Genomic DNA, 14,445 nt, shown 5'->3' with positions numbered 1-14,445 from the left:
CGCGCCTTCCGCCTCGGCGAGCGCGCCGCTCTGCAACGCGTGCTCGAGCTGCGTCACCGGCTCGCCGCTATACGCGAGGCTGCCGTGTCGCTCGAAGAGCACACGGATATCGTCGAGACTCAATGCCACCTGTTACTCCCAAGGTAATGAAAACGTCTTCAGATTGGTAAAGCTCTTCATCGCTTCCTGAACGCCTTCCTCGTAGCCTAGCCCCGAATCCTTGATGCCGCCGAACGGCGCCAGCTCGATCCGATAGCCTGGCACTTCCCACACGTTGACGGTGCCCACGCGCAGCTCATTAATGAAACGCGTGATTGCGTCCTGCCGGTTCGTACACACGCCCGACGACAGCCCGAACGGTGTTCCGTTGCTGATGCGAATCGCATCGTCGCGCGTGTCGAACGCGATGACCGGCGACACCGGCCCGAAGGTTTCCTCGCGCACGAGCGTCATCGACGGATCGACGTTGTCGAGCACGGTCGGCGCATACAACGCGCTGCGGCGCTCGTTGCCGAGGCGCAGGCGCGCGCCCGCGGCCACCGCCTCATTAGCGCGACCTGGTTCATCGGATGATTGAACGGTGTGATCGCGACGATCACGCCCGCGAGCGGCTCGCGCTGCGAGAACACGCGGCGCCTTTTGCCATGCGGCGTCAGATCGCACGAGAAACTCTGACCGTCGTCGCGCAACGCCTCGAACGAGGCAAAGCGGAACACGTCGGCGACGCGGCCGATCTCGTAGCGCGAGTCCTGCTTCGACAGACCCGACTCGAGCGAAATCAGATCCGACGCCGGTTCGATCCGCTCACGCAGCAGCACCGCCGCGCGCTCGAGAATCTGCGAACGCTCGTAGCGCGACAGCGTCGGCCGATACGCGAGCGCGTAGTCGAACGCGGCGCGCACATCGTCGATGCTGGCGAAGGGCACCGTGCCGACGCGCATGCCGGTATAAGGATCGAACACGTCGAGCGTCCGGGCGCGCGTCGCGCGCTCGCCGCTCAGCCGCAGCGCTTCGGCGCGGAACTCAGGATGGTCCCGCGGCGCCGTGTTCATGATGTCGACACGCGATTGAGCGCGACGTCGAAGATATCGAAATTGCGCAGCCGTTTGCCTTCGCTGCCGGTGGCTGACGGCTGAACGCGCCGGTTGAACAGCAGTGGCACTTCCTGCTCGGAAATCCCGCCGTGCGAGCGCAACGGCACGGTGAGCCCGGACAGGTCGTGCTCGTCGCGCCGCGTGCCGAGCACCACATGCTTCGTGCCGATCACGACCAGATCGCCGATGCGATCCTCAGGCAGCCCGAAGCGCGCACACGCGGCGCGTCGATCGAGCACGACTTCGATTCCCGGCAGGCGGCCGATCCGCGCAATCACGGACGCAGCATCGACCTCGCGCGGCAAATAGACCGTCGCGAACGAACCCAGCGCGCCATGATGCACGACGTACGGATCGGTGATCGGCAGAATCACGCGCACCGTCGACGCGTCGAGCCAGTCGTCGAGCAAGTCCTGCAGATAGATCACGTTCGGCTCGCCGGTTTGCGGATCGTGCTTCGCGTTCATGCCGTGATCGGCGGTGAGGCCGATCACCCAGCCGAGCGCGTCGAGCTTCGCGAGATAGCCGTCCATCATCGCGTAGAACGCGTTCGCGCCTTCGGTGCCGGGCGCCCATTTGTGCTGGATATAGTCGGTCGTCGACAGATACATGAGGTCGAGCTTGCGCGTCTGCGCGAGCCGCACGCCGGCCGCGAACACGAATTCCGACAACCCCGCGCTATACACGTCGGGCAATGGCAGGTCAACCAGATCGAGCACGTCGTCGATGCCGTTTTCCTCGCGCGTCACCTCGTCGGCTTTCTCCGCCGAAAAGCAGATGCCCTTCAACTGCGAGCCGAGCAGCCCGCGCAGTTTGTCCTTCGCGGTGACGACGGCGACCGCGGCGCCCGCGTCGGCGGCGGCCGCGAGCAGCGTGGGCGCGCGTAGGTAGGCGGGATCGTTCATCATCACCGCCGCGCCCGCGCCGTCGTTCGCGTGGGTGTCCCAGAAGTAGTTGCCGCTGATGCCGTGCACGGACGGCAATACGCCGGTCACGATCGACAGGTTGTTCGGGTTCGTGAACGACGGGATCACGCAGTCGCCGCGAAACGCCGCGCAGCCCTCGAGCATCGAACCGATGAACGGCGCGACGCCGGCCGCGACCGCCGCTTCCAGATACGCAAACTCGCAGCCGTCGACACAGACGACGACCGTCGGTTGCGAAGGCAGCCGGTAGCTCCGGCCGTTGACCTCGATCGTGCGTTGCTCGGGGTGTGTCATCGCGTGGTTTTCCATTGCCGGGGTTGTCATTGCAAAAGCTTCATCGCCGGGTTGTCTGTTCGTGGGGCGAAGCTGCCGCGGCGTTTGCCGGTACGCTTGCCTCGGCTTCATCGCCGCGCCGTCATCGCCCGCGCGAGCCGGCCGCACCCGCGCCTGCCGGGAGGCGCTGCTCGTGCGCCGCATCGCCCGCCGCCTCGCAGGCCGCATGCGCGCGCTGCAACCCGCCCTGCACATGCGCGCGCATCAACTGCGCGGCCTGCTCCGCATCGCGCGACGCGAGCGCTGTCAGAATCGCGCGATGCTCGGCGAGCGAGCGCGCCATCGCGTCGGCCTGCACGACTAGCGCCGCACACCGAAACAGGCTCAGCTCGCTGACGAGCCTGCGATACGTGTCGTACAACTTCGTGTTGCCCGCCGCCGCGACCAGCGCATCGTGAAACGCGACGTTCGCGCGCGCATACGCATCGTGATCGTGCGACGCGAGCGCCGCGCGCATCGCGTCGACCCAGTCGCGCAGCACCGCGAGCTTGCCCGCATCGATGCTCGACGCGAGCATCCGGCACGCCCCCTCTTCGAGCACCGCGCGCACCGCGTAAATCTCGTCCGCCTCCGCGAGCGACACCGTCCGCACGAACACGCCGCGATTCTTCTCGGTGCGCACCAGACCCGCCTGCTCTAGTGCGCGAAACGCCTCCCGCACCGGCCCGCGCGACACCTGCAATCGCGCCGCCCAGTCGGCTTCGTTGAGCTTGTCGCCCGGCACCAGCATGCCGCCGACGATATGTCGCTCGATCTCGTCGCGCACCAGCGTCGTCAGCGAATGGCGGCGCAGGACCTCGATCGGATCGACGGAAGCAGAGTGCATATATTCTGTCATTTTGACAACTTTTGCCACATCTACATCGATGCTCACCGGTTCGCGCGCGTGCTTCAGATCAACGAAATCGCTCGCCGATCACTCGGCTCAGTCGGGGCTCAGTCGGCTCAGTCGATCCGGCGCCGCGGAGCGCGCGCCGCGATCAGCAGCAGAGCGACCAGCGAGACCAGCAGCAGAATCAGCGACAGCGCGGAAGCCGGCAGGTAATAGCCGCGTTCCACCTGCCCGACGACGACGATCGGCACCGTCGCGAAGCCTGGCGGATATACGGTCAGCGTCGCGCCGAGTTCGCCGAGCGACAGCGCAAAGCCGAGCGCGAGACTCGCGCGTATCGCCGGCACCAGTTGCGGCAACACGACGCGGCGCAGCACCATCGACGGCGGCGCTCCGAGGCTCGCGGCCGCTTCGCGCAACACGGTCAGCTCCGGGCGCAGCGCGGCGGCCGCGCAGCGGTAGCAGAACGGCAGTACCAGCGCGAGCTGCACGAACACCACGATCGCCGCCGAGCTCGACAGATCGAGCGGCCGTTTGTGATACGCGATCAGCACCGCGAGGCCGAGCACGACGCTCGGCACGCCGTTGGGCATCATCGCGATCGTGTCGATGACGGCGCCAAGGCCGCGCCGGTCGCGTCCTTCGAGCGCGAGCGCGAGCCACAAACCGAGGATCGTGCCGAGCACCGCGACGCCCATGCCGACTTCGAGGCTGGTGGTCAGCGCGTCGAAGTCGCTCGAACCGAGGCGCTCGAACCAGCGCATGCTGAAGCCGTCGGGCAGGATCGTGCCGGACCAGTGCGACGCGACGCTCGATAGCGCGACGACCAACACCGGCAGCACGAACAGCCAGAAGCACAGCAGCGCGGCAAAGCCGAGAAACAGACCGCCGAGCAGTCGCACCGCGAGGCTGTGCCGCACCGGCCGGCCCTTCTTGTGCATGACCGGCAGCACGGTCGGATCGAGTTCAACGGCCATGACCGGCTCCTTTCACCTTGCGACGATTGACGCGCCGGTACAACGCGTACAACGACAACGACATCAGCAGCATCACGACCGCGCCGGCGGCGGCGGTCGGCAGATCGAGATCGACGGTGGCGGCGCTGTAGATCGCGACCGGCAGCGTGATCAGATGGGCGCTGCCGAGCACCAGCAGAATGCCGAACTCGTTGAGCGTCAGCAGAAAACACAGGATCGTGCCGGCCGCGATGCCCGGCCACGCGAGCGGCAGGATCACCTTGAACGCGACCATCAGGCCGTTCGCGCCGAGGCTGCGCGCGGCTTCGATCAGTCGCTGGTCGAGCAGCGCGAACGACGCCAACGTCGGACGCACGACGAACGGCGTATAGAACACGACTTCCGCGAGAATCACGCCGCCGATGCCGAACAGAAAATCGAGCGGCGGCGCCTGCAGATTGAACAGCCGCTGCAGCCCGATGCTGACCGAGCCTTGCGAGCCGTACAGAAAGATCAGCGTGAACGCGACCAGAAACGACGGGAACGCGACGAACAGTTCGAGAAAGCGCGTGACCATGCGCGCGCCCGGAAACGGCTTGAAGAACAGCAGCGACGCGAGCGCCACGCCGAGCAGCGACGCCAGGCTCGCGCTCGCGAACAGGATGCCGAGCGTGGTGCCGATCACGCCGCGCGTTTCGGGGTTACCGAAGAACGTTACGTACGCGTGGCCAGACAGGCCATGCGCGCCGGTCAGACTCAGCATCACGAGCCGCACCAGCGGATAGATGACGAGTGGTCCGAGCACCACGACTGCAATGAACAGCAGATGCCATTGCGCGAGGCGCTCGCGCCGCTTGACGGCGGCCGCGTGCGCCGCCGCGCTCGCGAGACGGCGCGCGGCGGCGGCTTCGACCTCGGCTTGCGCGGCAAGGTCGAGCGGGTTGGACGTATCAGGGCTTGATAAGGACGACATCGCCAGCCTCGTAACGCAGGGAAACACGCGCGCCCTTCTCCGGCGTCATGCCGAGACCACGCTGCAGCGTGACGAGCACGGGGTCGTTCGGCAGCGCATCGAGCACGACCGATACCGACAAGGCCGCGCCGTACCACTCGACCGACGCGATCGCGCCGTGCAACTGCCCCTCTCCGAGCGGCACGATGCGCAGCGCCTCCGGACGCAGACACGCGACACGTTCGCGCTCGTTGTAGCGCGCGTCGTCCATGCCGAACGCGACCTGCGGCGGCAGCAGATTGGCCGCGCCGAGGTAGCGCGCGACGAAGCCGTCGGCCGGCGAGTCGTACAGCTGCTGCGGCGTGCCGAGCTGCGCGATATGGCCATCGCGCATCAGCAGCGTGCGGTCGGACAGCACGAGCGCGTCGTCCTGATCGTGCGTCACGCAGACGATCGTCAGATTCGGCAGGCGTTCATGCAGCGCCTTCAGTTCGGAGCGCACCGACGCGCGCAGATTGGCATCGAGCGCCGACAGCGGTTCGTCGAGCAGCAGCACGTCGGGCTCGATCACGAGCGCGCGGGCGAGCGCCACGCGCTGCTGCATGCCGCCCGACAGTTGCGCGGGCATCACGTGACCGGCATCGCCGAGCTGCACGAGCTTCAGCACCTCGGCGACGCGGCGCGCGACGTCGCGCGCCGGAATACGCCGCGCGCGCAACCCGAACGCGACGTTCTCGAATACCGTCAGATGCGGAAACAGCGCGTAGCTCTGGAACAGCAGTCCGAGGTTGCGCTTGTGCGGCGGCATGTGCGTCAGATCGCGGCCGGCCACCGTCAGCGTGCCGGCCAGACCGTCGGCCTCGATGAAGCCCGCGATGAAGCGCAGCAAGGTCGTCTTGCCGCAGCCGCTGCGCCCGAGCACGGTGAGCAACTCGCCGCGCCGGATGGTCAACGACAGATCGTCGAGCACCGTGCGCGCGCCGAAGCGCACCGTCAGGTGATCGATCTGCACGCCGCCCGGCGCGTCCGAACGCGCAGCGTCGAGCGCATCCAGCGGAGCGCCAGGCGCATTGGGGTGAGCGAGACTGGCCGTATTCACCGGAGTCGTCCTCCAACAGGATTAATGCTGATGCGGCGCCGCGCATTACGTGCGAAGCGCCGCCTGAATCGACTTACTTCGGCTTGACCACTTCGATCTCTTTGCCCGACGAACCGATCACGTCGCTCTTCCAGCGCGCGGTCCAGTCGGCCTTCTTCGCCATCACGTGGTTCCAGTCGACCGGAATCAGCTTGACGCCGCTGATCGCCTGCTTGACCGCTTCGCCGTTCTTGCCGGCGAGCGGCACGTCGCTGCGACCCGGAATGCCGAAGATGTCCGGCACCTTCGACTGCACTTGCGTCGACATCAGATAGTCGATCAGCTTCTTGCCCTCGGCCTGGTTCGGACCGTTCTTGATCAGCGCGATCGCGTACGGCAGCTGGAACGTGGTCGGCTGACCGCCGGGCGTGGCGGCGAGGAACACCGGTTTCAGCGACAGGCCGCCGTTGGCCGCGTCGTCGAGATCCATCTGCAGATCGCCGTTGGCGACCGCGATCTCGTTACGCGACAGCAGCACGTCGAGATAGCCCGTGCCCTTGGTGTGGAACTTGGCGCTCTGTTCGAGCTTCTTCAGATAGTCGAACGCCTGGTCTTCGCCCATCAGCGACGAGGTCAGGATGATCACCGCCATGCCGTCGCCGGCGGTCGCCGGATTCGAATACGCGACCTTGCCGGTGAAGTCCGGGTGCAGCAGGTCCGCGAACGTCTTCGGCTCGGTTTTCGTGACTTCGGGGTTGATCGCGAACGAGAAGTAGTTGTTCACGAAGGTCGCCCACGCGCCGTTCGGCGCCTTCGCGATGGCCGGCACGTTCTTGTAGTTGGCGCTCTGGTACGCCTGCAGCAGACCGCTCTGGTCGGCCTGCTGAATGAACGGCGGCAGCGTGACGAGCACGTCGGCCTTCGGCTGATCCTTCTCGATGGTCGCGCGGTTCACGACTTCGCCGCTACCCGCCGTGACGATATTGACCTTCACGCCCTCCTTCTTTTCGAAGGCCGGCAGCACATCCTTGTACAGATTTTCGAGGCCGTCGGCCGTGTACAGCACGACGGCGTCGGCCGCATGAGCCTGCATCGCGGCACCGCCGAACGCGGCCGCGGCGACCAGCGCCGGCAGCAGTTTGCGCGCGAGGCCGGCCGCGGCGTGAAGGGAATTCGTCTTTTTCATGTCGCTCTCTCCGAAGCTAAAAACCAGACGGTCGGGATAACCCATACCTGTAGTGATTGAACGGCGGCACGCGCCGCTTGCGTGTTGCCCGCTGCGGTTGCCGCGCCGGTCTGTCGTGGATTGCAGATTGCCGACAACTTTGCCGCTTCTCGCCCAGCCTGACTGACAGCCCCCTACCATACCCGCGCTGCCTGCCGCGCCTGAGCGCGGCACGGCAAGAATCACAGGTTTCGATGACAAGGCCATGACGATTGCGCCGAATCCCAAAAAACGACACAAATTGCCAACTCCCGCCAACCGATGGAATTCGTCGCGCCACCCCAAAGCGGACCCCGCGCGCCGATCCCGTGTGGATCGTACATGGCGAAAATGACGATGTATGCACGGTGCGTCGGGAAAATGCGGAGGGGGCGGGTGGCTTTTTTGTATTTAGATTTTGGCGGGCGCGGAATGTCGCTCAGCGCGAGCGGCGTACGAACGCGGCGGGAACCGCCCTGCCAGCCCGTCTCAGGCGATCAGAATCTCCGGACCATGCGCGGTGATCGCCGTGCCAAGCGCGCGCTCGGGCGCCAGTTCGGTGACCAGATACCGCGCCGACTCGATCCCGTTGATGCGCACCGGCGTCACGCGTCCGAATTTCGAATGATCGGCGACGACGACCACCATGTCGGCCGCGGCGATCATGCGGCTGCGTACTTCGGCCGCCATGCGGCTGTAGTCGGTGAGATAGCCGTCCGGCGAAATTCCGCCCGCGCCAATGAACGCGAAATCGGCGTGGTACTGCGTGAGCTGCTGAACCGTGTCGAGGCCGAAGGTAGCGTCTTCGATATCGGACAGCTCGCCGCCGAGCAACGTCACGCGATTGTCGTTGCGTCGGCCGAGCAGCAAAGCGATGCGCCAGTCGTTGGTGTAGACCGTCAGCCGATGCCGGTCGAGCAGCGCCCGCGCGACCGACTGCGTAGTACTGCCCGAATCGATGATCAGCGATGCGCCGTCCGGCACGAACTCGGCCGCGCGCTCGCCGATCGCACGCTTCGCACCGGCGTTCTCGGCTTCGCGCGTATCGAGATCGGGCTCGCGCCGATCGCTCGACAACGCGCCGCCGTGTGTCGTCACGAGCAGGCCGCGGCCGGCCAGCGCGTTGAGGTCGCGACGGATCGTTTCGCGCGATACGTTCAGTTCGCGCACCAGTTCGGCGACCGACAGCGCGCCGTTCTTTGCGACTTGCGCGAGGATGTATTGATGACGTTGTTCTGCGAGCATCTGAGAAGGCCGGAAGCCGGCACGCTTGGGTTTCGCCGTGGTTGAGGAAGGCCGCCGTATTGTATTACGCGTATTGAGCGTCGTCGGTGCTGGCGTGCAGGTGGCGCTCAGGGTGGCGTGGGGGCGCGTTCATGGCGCGCTCGGCTTGCATCGAGCCGCCCTTGCGCGCGAACACGCCAGCCATCGCGCCGACCTGCTAACCTTGACGGCTGGACTCGCCGGCCATGCGGCGAACGCAACGCCGCCGCCCGGCCGAGTCCCGCGCACAACGCCTCGCCCGTCAACCGAACCGCCGATGCCGCCACTGTTTCGCCGTCTACTGCTGCTGTTCCATGCGCTGCGTTACGGCGCGCGCCTGATCTGGCTCGCCGCCCCGCCCGACCACAAGCTGCACTGGATGATCGAACTGATCGGCCGCGTGCATGCGTCGGAGCGCAGCGGCGCGCAGTTGCATGGTCTGCTGCCGGCGCTCGGTCCGCTCGCGAGCCGCTTCGCGCAGACGCTCGCCAGGCGCCCCGAGCTCGCGAGCGGCACGCTGCATGACGCGCTGGACGCCATCGATCACATGGAAGTGCCGCTGTCGCCGGACGACTCCGCGCTGGCTTTGACTCGCGCGTTCGGCCGGCCGCTCGGCGAGCTGTTCAGCGCGGTCGACCTCGTGCCGGTACGCAGCGGCTTCGCCGAGCAGACCCATTTCGCGCGGCTCGCGATGCCGCTCAAAGGTCATCACGAAGTCGCCGTCAAGCTCGTGCGCGCGCAGCAATTGCAACAGATCGGCGATGAACTCGCTTTGTTGCGCTGGGTCGCGCGCTGGCTCGAAAAGCTGTCGCGCGTCGCGCGCCGGCTGCAGTTGCGCGCGCTCGCGCAAACCTTCACCGACGACATCCTGCGCCGCTTCGACCTGCGCGCCGAAGCCGCGAATCTGAGCCAGACCGGCCACCATTTCGACGGTGACAAGCGCATCGTCGTGCCGGACGTGATTTGGGAGCTGTGCACCGACCACACGCTGACGATGCAGCGCGTCAACACGCTGTCCGCGAACGACCTGCCCGGTCTGCACGCGCACGGCATCAAGCTGGCGCCGCTCGCCGCGCATATCGTCGAGGTCGTCACCGAGCAGGCATTCGAGCATGGCTTCTTCCACGCGACGCTCGATGCGCGCCGCGTGCGCGTCAGCATCGAGCCGGACACGCTCGGGCGCCTCGTGCTCGCGGAGTTCTCGATCATGGCGACGCTGTCGAGCGACGAGCGCGAATTTTTCGTGCACGGCGCGACCGCGTTGTTCGACCAGGACTACGGGCGGCTCGCCGACATGCATCGCGAGGCCGGCCACGTGCCGGACGACACGCGCGCCGAGCTGCTCGAAGCCGAGTTGCGCACGCGCGCCGAAGCGCACTTCGCGGCGGCGCCCGAGGATCGCTCGGCGGGTTCGCTGTTTCACCATCTGCTGCACGGCGTGCAACCGTTCGACGGCCACGTGCCGGGCGCGCTCGCGACCGCGCAGCGCTCGTTCCAGCAGGCGGAGATGCTCGCGCGGGCGCTGCATCCGGGCATCGATACATGGAACATCGCGCGCGGCGTGCTCGCCGATATCGCGCGACGCGATCTCGATCATCGCGGCTGGCTCAAGCGACTGTCACACGAGCTGCCGCATCTCGCGCATATGCTGCCGCGCGTGCCGCAACTGGCGGTGCGCTATCTGCAGCAGCACGAACGCACCGGCACCCCGCAGCAGAACGCGCAACTGCTCGCGGATCTCGCGCGCGAATACCGGCGCACGCGCTGGCTGCTGTGGGCATGCGTCGTCTGTGGCGGCGTGCTCGGAGCGGGGATGACGCTGCTCGCGTGGTGACGGTCCCGCGCGCGCCTTGCAGCTTTGAACAAGACGCGCGCCGCCCGTGCCGCCAACATGGCGGCTTTTTCACGCCTCCCGCCTCGATGCTCGCTTCCTTTCTTGCCGCCGTCTTCGTCGTGCTGTGGTCGACCGGTTTCGTGGTCGCCCGCGCGATCACGCCTTACGCCGATCCCAATCTGTTTCTGCTTGCCCGCTTCGGCGGCACCGCGCTGGTCTTCGCGCTGGCCACGCTGGTCGCGCGCGCAGCCTGGCCGACCGGACGCGACTTCGGCAAGCACCTGGCCGCGGGCGCGCTGCTGCAAGGCGTCTATCTCGGCGCCGGCTACTGGGCCGTCGCGCAAGGTCTGAGCGCCGGCGTGATGGCGCTGCTCGGCGCGCTGCAGCCGCTCGCGACGGCCGCCGTCGCCGCGCCGCTGTTCGGCGAGCGCTTGTCGCGGCGCGGCTGGAGCGGCATGGCGCTCGGCCTCGCCGGCGTCGTGCTGGTGCTCGCGCCGAAGCTCGCTGCCGCGACGCCGCCCACGCACGGCAACGCACCCGCGTGGCTGGTCGTGCTGATATCGATCGTCGCGGTGGGGGCGATCACGGCGGGCACGCTGTTCCAGAAGACCTCGCTCGCAAAGGCCGATATTCGCAGCGCGAGCGCCGTGCAGAACGTCGGCGCGGCGATCGTCGCTGGGGTGCTGGCGCTGGCGCTCGGTGAGCATCGCTGGATCGCGTCGCCGACGCTGTGGGCATCGCTCGCGTGGGGCATCGTGATGCTGTCCGGCATCAGCGTCACGTTGCTCGTCTGGATGGTCCGGCGCGGCGATGCGGCGCGCGCGACTGCTCTGCTGTTTCTTGCGCCGCCGCTTGCCGCGCTCGAAGGGTATCTGGGGTTCGGCGAAACGCTGCTGCCAGTGCAGATCGCCGGATTTGCGGTCGCGCTGGCTGGCGTGTCGTTGGCGAGGTCGTGAGGGGCGCCGCGCGCCAGTATTGCCACCAAGCGCCCGTCAGTCGGCCGTATCCGCGCGCGCGGGCATTTTCGCTCGCGCAACCGCGCCCGGTGCTGGCGACCACGCCGGCCGACTCTTGCGCTGAGAATCGACCACGACGATAAAACGCCCCGCCCACGGCATGATCTGCCGGTCGCTTTTCAGCACCCACAGCGATTGGCCGGAATCGACGAGCTGCGCATATGCTGCGTCGAGAATCCCGTAGCGATCGAGAAACGTGTTCAGCGATGCGGGAATCCGCACGCAGCCCTTCGAATGACGAATGCCGAGCAGCGGTTCGAGCCGCTCGGGGTCGGTCGCGTGCATCTGGAAGCGCATCTGCGACATGCCGCCCTTGCCCCAGCCGCGCTCACCCAGCGCCCAGCCGAGGTCGAAGATGCGCATATCGCGCCGTCCGTAGCCGCGAATATGGTTTTCGTTCTGCGTGCCCTCGGAGCGAAAATCCATGTTGTCGGGCGTATGTTCGAACACGCCGAGCGGCGTGATGAAGTGGTCGTACTCGCCGGGCCGTCCCGTGGATACCGGCGATGCGCCGATCATCTGCCAGTTGTCGGCGGGCGCCGGGCGGAAGTAAATCAGGAGCGCCTGCACGTTCGCATTGCGATCGACGAGCACCACGTACTCGCCCGACAGATTGCCAAGCTCGTTCTCATTGAGCGCCGTCTCCAGACGATCGGCGTACGCTCGCTGCGCCGCGACGGGCAGTCTGAGCCGGCGCGTCACGTCCCGCGCGAATACGTCGCGCAGCAGGAACGCGCGGCGCGGATCGACGACGCCAGCCGCGTCGGGCGCGGCGATGGTGGCGGCGTCGATCGTGGGCAACGGCCGGCTCGCGCCATTCCATGCGTTGCCCGGATTGGCCAGATTCACCGTATGCGCCGCTGATGTCGCGGATGCAGGTGACTGAGCGCCACCGGGCGCCGCCGCATGAACCGGCGCCGCCATCGCACCGGCACTCGAGACGACGGCTGCGCAAACCCACGCGCAAATCCTCAGGCGGTTCAATCCAGGCTGGCCAGGCCGATCTGGGTATCTCATCGCGTCTTGGAGCAAACATGATTATTATTGATCGCACGCCGGGTCCCTGCGGCGTTCGGCACGACCGATGTTACTCAGCGAAGCGAGGCGTGTCGATGAAAATACCTTCTAACCTGCGAACTCTTCAAAAATGATCGGCTAGTTTTCGACAATCGACATGCCAGCGAAAACGCAATTAATACGCAATTAAATCGGTCATCGGAAAATCAAACCCCAAAAGGCAATATACGATTTCGTTCGACGAAAGGTAGACAGAAGACGGCGGCACGTGCCGATACTCACGCCGTTTTTCAACCTGCTTGCAATCTGTTTCAAGCCACTTCAATCGCTTTTTCTCTCGCGAGGACAACAACGATCATGGCTCAATCCGATCCAGCCGCGCGCCAGGCCCGCATCGCGACCGAAATGCACGTCGCCGCCGAATTCGACGCAAGCCGCGAAATCGAGCGCCGGGTCGATTTTCTGGCGAACTATCTGCGCAACAGCCACCTGAGAACTTATGTGCTCGGCATTAGCGGCGGCGTCGATTCGACTACGGCCGGGCGTCTCGCGCAACTCGCGGTCGAGCGTTTGCGGGCGAACCATTACGACGCGAGTTTCGTCGCCGTCCGTCTGCCTTACGGCAAACAACGCGATGAAGCGGATGCGCTCGAGGCATTACGCTTCATTCGCGCCGACGAAAATCTGACTATCGATATCAAACCCGCAGCCGATGCGATGCTCGAGTCGCTCGATAAAAGCGGCGTGTCGTTCAAGGACGAATCCCAGCGGGATTTCGTGCACGGCAATATCAAGGCGCGCCAGCGGATGATCGCGCAATACGCGGTGGCTGGCGCGCGCTCGGGCGTCGTAATCGGAACGGACCACGCGGCCGAATCGGTGATGGGCTTTTTCACGAAGTTCGGCGACGGCGGCGCCGACGTGCTGCCGCTCGCCGGGCTCAGCAAGCGCCGCGTGCGTGCGGTCGCGAATACGCTCGGCGCGCCCGACGCGTTGGCGCATAAGGTGCCGACCGCCGACCTCGAGATGCTGCGGCCGCTTCGTCCCGACGAAGACGCATATGGCATCCCATACGACGCGATCGACGATTTTCTCGAAGGCAATCCGGTCAGCGATACCGTGCGTGACGTGGTCCTGCAGTTTTACAACGCGACGCGTCACAAGCGGGCGCTGCCGTATACGCCGTTCGATTGGCCGGCGTCGCCGGATGGGCAATGATGCGGCCGCGAACGGCGCTCTCAAACGAATAAAGGCGGTGGACATGCTCGCGTCGTCGCGCCTGTCCACCGCCTTCGAAAACAATAGAGCTTACTGCACCATCCGCGGCGCTTACTGCTCGGGCGGCGGTTCGTCGCTGAACAGATCGGCGCTCGCTTCGAGCGGCTGGCCACCCAGTTGCTTGCCGTGAATCTGCCGCGCGATCACGTCGCCGACATACGGCACGCTCGCGTCGAGTTCGATCGTCGCGTAGGCGCCGGGCTTGCCGACGTCCACCACCTCGACGTGTTTCGCGTAACGGCCGAGTTCGCGCTTCAGAAATTCCCGCACGTCCTGCTCGCTGCACGATTCGGCGATATTGCGCACGGTCAGGTTCATGCGGCCTACCCTCGCCGCGCCTGGCGGTCCGTCCGTTGGTCAGCGCTTGCGATACGCACCGCTCGCAGCGCGGCACGCTGCTTCGTCTGAGTCGCGCCGAGTGCGCGAAGTGCGACGACGCCGGTCGCGCCGGCCAACCCCATAGCGAGCCATGACAAGTAAAAGGCCATCGTTCAAATCTCCTGTGCGAATTGCATCCTGTTTTCAGGATAGCCCGCTTCGACAGCGAACACACTGTGACGCAGCGTCGTAGGCAATGGCGAAACGTCCCCGTCGATGCACTGTACCTGAATCGGTCGCGACAATCCTGGGAAGACATCGGCTGCCTCGGCACCTTGCATGCC

The 14,445-nt window shown here is 66.2% G+C and carries 13 protein-coding genes and 1 pseudogene (1 of these 14 cut by a window edge); 3 read left to right on the top strand and 11 right to left on the bottom strand.

The features are described 5' to 3' along the window. The 9 genes and pseudogenes from OKW40_RS35985 to OKW40_RS35945 form a co-directional block, all read right to left on the bottom strand. Positions 1 to 129: the 5' portion of a phosphonate degradation HD-domain oxygenase gene (locus tag OKW40_RS35985; protein WP_184068126.1), read on the bottom strand. It extends 432 nt beyond the left edge of the window; the window shows 129 of its 561 coding nt (coding positions 1-129); it begins with the start codon at positions 127 to 129; the stop codon falls past the left edge of the window. A 3-nt stretch (positions 130 to 132) separates the two neighbouring features. Next, positions 133 to 1,052 (bottom strand): annotated as a pseudogene (locus tag OKW40_RS35980) (aldehyde dehydrogenase family protein). Next, positions 1,049 to 2,329 (bottom strand): phosphonoacetate hydrolase, encoded by a 1,281-nt coding sequence (gene phnA, locus OKW40_RS35975; protein WP_429493999.1) that lies wholly within the window; start codon positions 2,327 to 2,329, stop codon positions 1,049 to 1,051. The pseudogene OKW40_RS35980 and the gene phnA overlap by 4 nt, the downstream one beginning before the upstream one ends. Before the next feature lie 106 nt (positions 2,330 to 2,435). Continuing rightward, complete coding sequence (locus OKW40_RS35970) at positions 2,436 to 3,191, bottom strand: phosphonate utilization associated transcriptional regulator (RefSeq protein WP_184068122.1); 756 nt, start codon at positions 3,189 to 3,191, stop codon at positions 2,436 to 2,438. 107 nt (positions 3,192 to 3,298) lie between these two features. Beyond that, positions 3,299 to 4,162 (bottom strand): 2-aminoethylphosphonate ABC transport system, membrane component PhnV, encoded by an 864-nt coding sequence (phnV, locus tag OKW40_RS35965; protein ID WP_184068119.1) that lies wholly within the window; start codon positions 4,160 to 4,162, stop codon positions 3,299 to 3,301. Beyond that, positions 4,152 to 5,114 (bottom strand): 2-aminoethylphosphonate ABC transporter permease subunit, encoded by a 963-nt coding sequence (locus OKW40_RS35960; protein ID WP_184068117.1) that lies wholly within the window; start codon positions 5,112 to 5,114, stop codon positions 4,152 to 4,154. The genes phnV and OKW40_RS35960 overlap by 11 nt, the downstream gene beginning before the upstream one ends. Then, the gene (phnT, locus tag OKW40_RS35955) at positions 5,092 to 6,192 is read right to left on the bottom strand and encodes a 2-aminoethylphosphonate ABC transport system ATP-binding subunit PhnT (RefSeq protein ID WP_429493739.1); all 1,101 of its coding nucleotides are present in this window, start codon (positions 6,190 to 6,192) and stop codon (positions 5,092 to 5,094) included. Before phnT ends, OKW40_RS35960 begins: the two co-directional genes overlap by 23 nt. A 73-nt stretch (positions 6,193 to 6,265) precedes the next feature. Then, positions 6,266 to 7,357, bottom strand: coding sequence for a 2-aminoethylphosphonate ABC transporter substrate-binding protein (phnS, locus tag OKW40_RS35950; protein ID WP_429353931.1), 1,092 nt, complete (start codon positions 7,355 to 7,357; stop codon positions 6,266 to 6,268). 507 nt (positions 7,358 to 7,864) lie between these two features. Next, positions 7,865 to 8,620, bottom strand: coding sequence for a DeoR/GlpR family DNA-binding transcription regulator (locus OKW40_RS35945; protein ID WP_184068108.1), 756 nt, complete (start codon positions 8,618 to 8,620; stop codon positions 7,865 to 7,867). Positions 8,621 to 8,915: 295 nt separating this feature from the next. On the opposite strand from OKW40_RS35945, the gene OKW40_RS35940 reads away from it, so the two are divergent. Together OKW40_RS35940 and OKW40_RS35935 are read left to right on the top strand one after the other, a co-directional pair. Then, entirely contained in the window at positions 8,916 to 10,472 is a 1,557-nt protein-coding gene (locus tag OKW40_RS35940; RefSeq protein WP_429493738.1) for an ABC1 kinase family protein, read from the top strand. A gap of 86 nt (positions 10,473 to 10,558) precedes the next feature. Continuing rightward, on the top strand, positions 10,559 to 11,428 hold the full coding sequence (locus OKW40_RS35935; protein ID WP_429493737.1) for a DMT family transporter: 870 nt from the start codon (positions 10,559 to 10,561) through the stop codon (positions 11,426 to 11,428). A gap of 36 nt (positions 11,429 to 11,464) precedes the next feature. Here OKW40_RS35935 and OKW40_RS35930 read toward each other — a convergent pair whose 3' ends face one another. Next, positions 11,465 to 12,412, bottom strand: coding sequence for a L,D-transpeptidase (locus tag OKW40_RS35930; protein ID WP_184068100.1), 948 nt, complete (start codon positions 12,410 to 12,412; stop codon positions 11,465 to 11,467). A gap of 450 nt (positions 12,413 to 12,862) precedes the next feature. On the opposite strand from OKW40_RS35930, the gene nadE reads away from it, so the two are divergent. After that, positions 12,863 to 13,723: an ammonia-dependent NAD(+) synthetase gene (gene nadE / locus OKW40_RS35925; RefSeq protein WP_429493736.1), complete on the top strand. Its 861-nt coding sequence runs from the start codon at positions 12,863 to 12,865 to the stop codon at positions 13,721 to 13,723. A 111-nt stretch (positions 13,724 to 13,834) separates the two neighbouring features. On the opposite strand, the gene OKW40_RS35920 is transcribed toward nadE, so the two are convergent. Then, on the bottom strand, positions 13,835 to 14,101 hold the full coding sequence (locus OKW40_RS35920; protein WP_429493735.1) for an RNA recognition motif domain-containing protein: 267 nt from the start codon (positions 14,099 to 14,101) through the stop codon (positions 13,835 to 13,837). Between the last annotated feature and the right edge of the window lie 344 nt (positions 14,102 to 14,445).

Source organism: Paraburkholderia sp. RAU6.4a (genome assembly GCF_050435625.1).
GTDB lineage: Bacteria > Pseudomonadota > Gammaproteobacteria > Burkholderiales > Burkholderiaceae > Paraburkholderia > Paraburkholderia tuberum.
This window is presented reverse-complemented; position numbering and strand designations above follow the sequence as displayed.

Excerpts from the sequence above, each read along its gene's own strand:
- phnA (WP_429493999.1), bottom strand. The coding sequence starts at position 2,329 with ATGGAAAACCACGCGATGACACACCCCGAGCAACGCACGATCGAGGTC.
- OKW40_RS35970 (WP_184068122.1), bottom strand. The coding sequence starts at position 3,191 with ATGACAGAATATATGCACTCTGCTTCCGTCGATCCGATCGAGGTCCTG.
- phnV (WP_184068119.1), bottom strand. The coding sequence starts at position 4,162 with ATGGCCGTTGAACTCGATCCGACCGTGCTGCCGGTCATGCACAAGAAG.
- OKW40_RS35960 (WP_184068117.1), bottom strand. The coding sequence starts at position 5,114 with ATGTCGTCCTTATCAAGCCCTGATACGTCCAACCCGCTCGACCTTGCC.
- phnS (WP_429353931.1), bottom strand. The coding sequence starts at position 7,357 with ATGAAAAAGACGAATTCCCTTCACGCCGCGGCCGGCCTCGCGCGCAAA.
- OKW40_RS35945 (WP_184068108.1), bottom strand. The coding sequence starts at position 8,620 with ATGCTCGCAGAACAACGTCATCAATACATCCTCGCGCAAGTCGCAAAG.
- OKW40_RS35940 (WP_429493738.1), top strand. The coding sequence starts at position 8,916 with ATGCCGCCACTGTTTCGCCGTCTACTGCTGCTGTTCCATGCGCTGCGT.
- OKW40_RS35935 (WP_429493737.1), top strand. The coding sequence starts at position 10,559 with ATGCTCGCTTCCTTTCTTGCCGCCGTCTTCGTCGTGCTGTGGTCGACC.
- OKW40_RS35930 (WP_184068100.1), bottom strand. The coding sequence starts at position 12,412 with ATGGCGGCGCCGGTTCATGCGGCGGCGCCCGGTGGCGCTCAGTCACCT.
- nadE (WP_429493736.1), top strand. The coding sequence starts at position 12,863 with ATGGCTCAATCCGATCCAGCCGCGCGCCAGGCCCGCATCGCGACCGAA.
- OKW40_RS35920 (WP_429493735.1), bottom strand. The coding sequence starts at position 14,101 with ATGAACCTGACCGTGCGCAATATCGCCGAATCGTGCAGCGAGCAGGAC.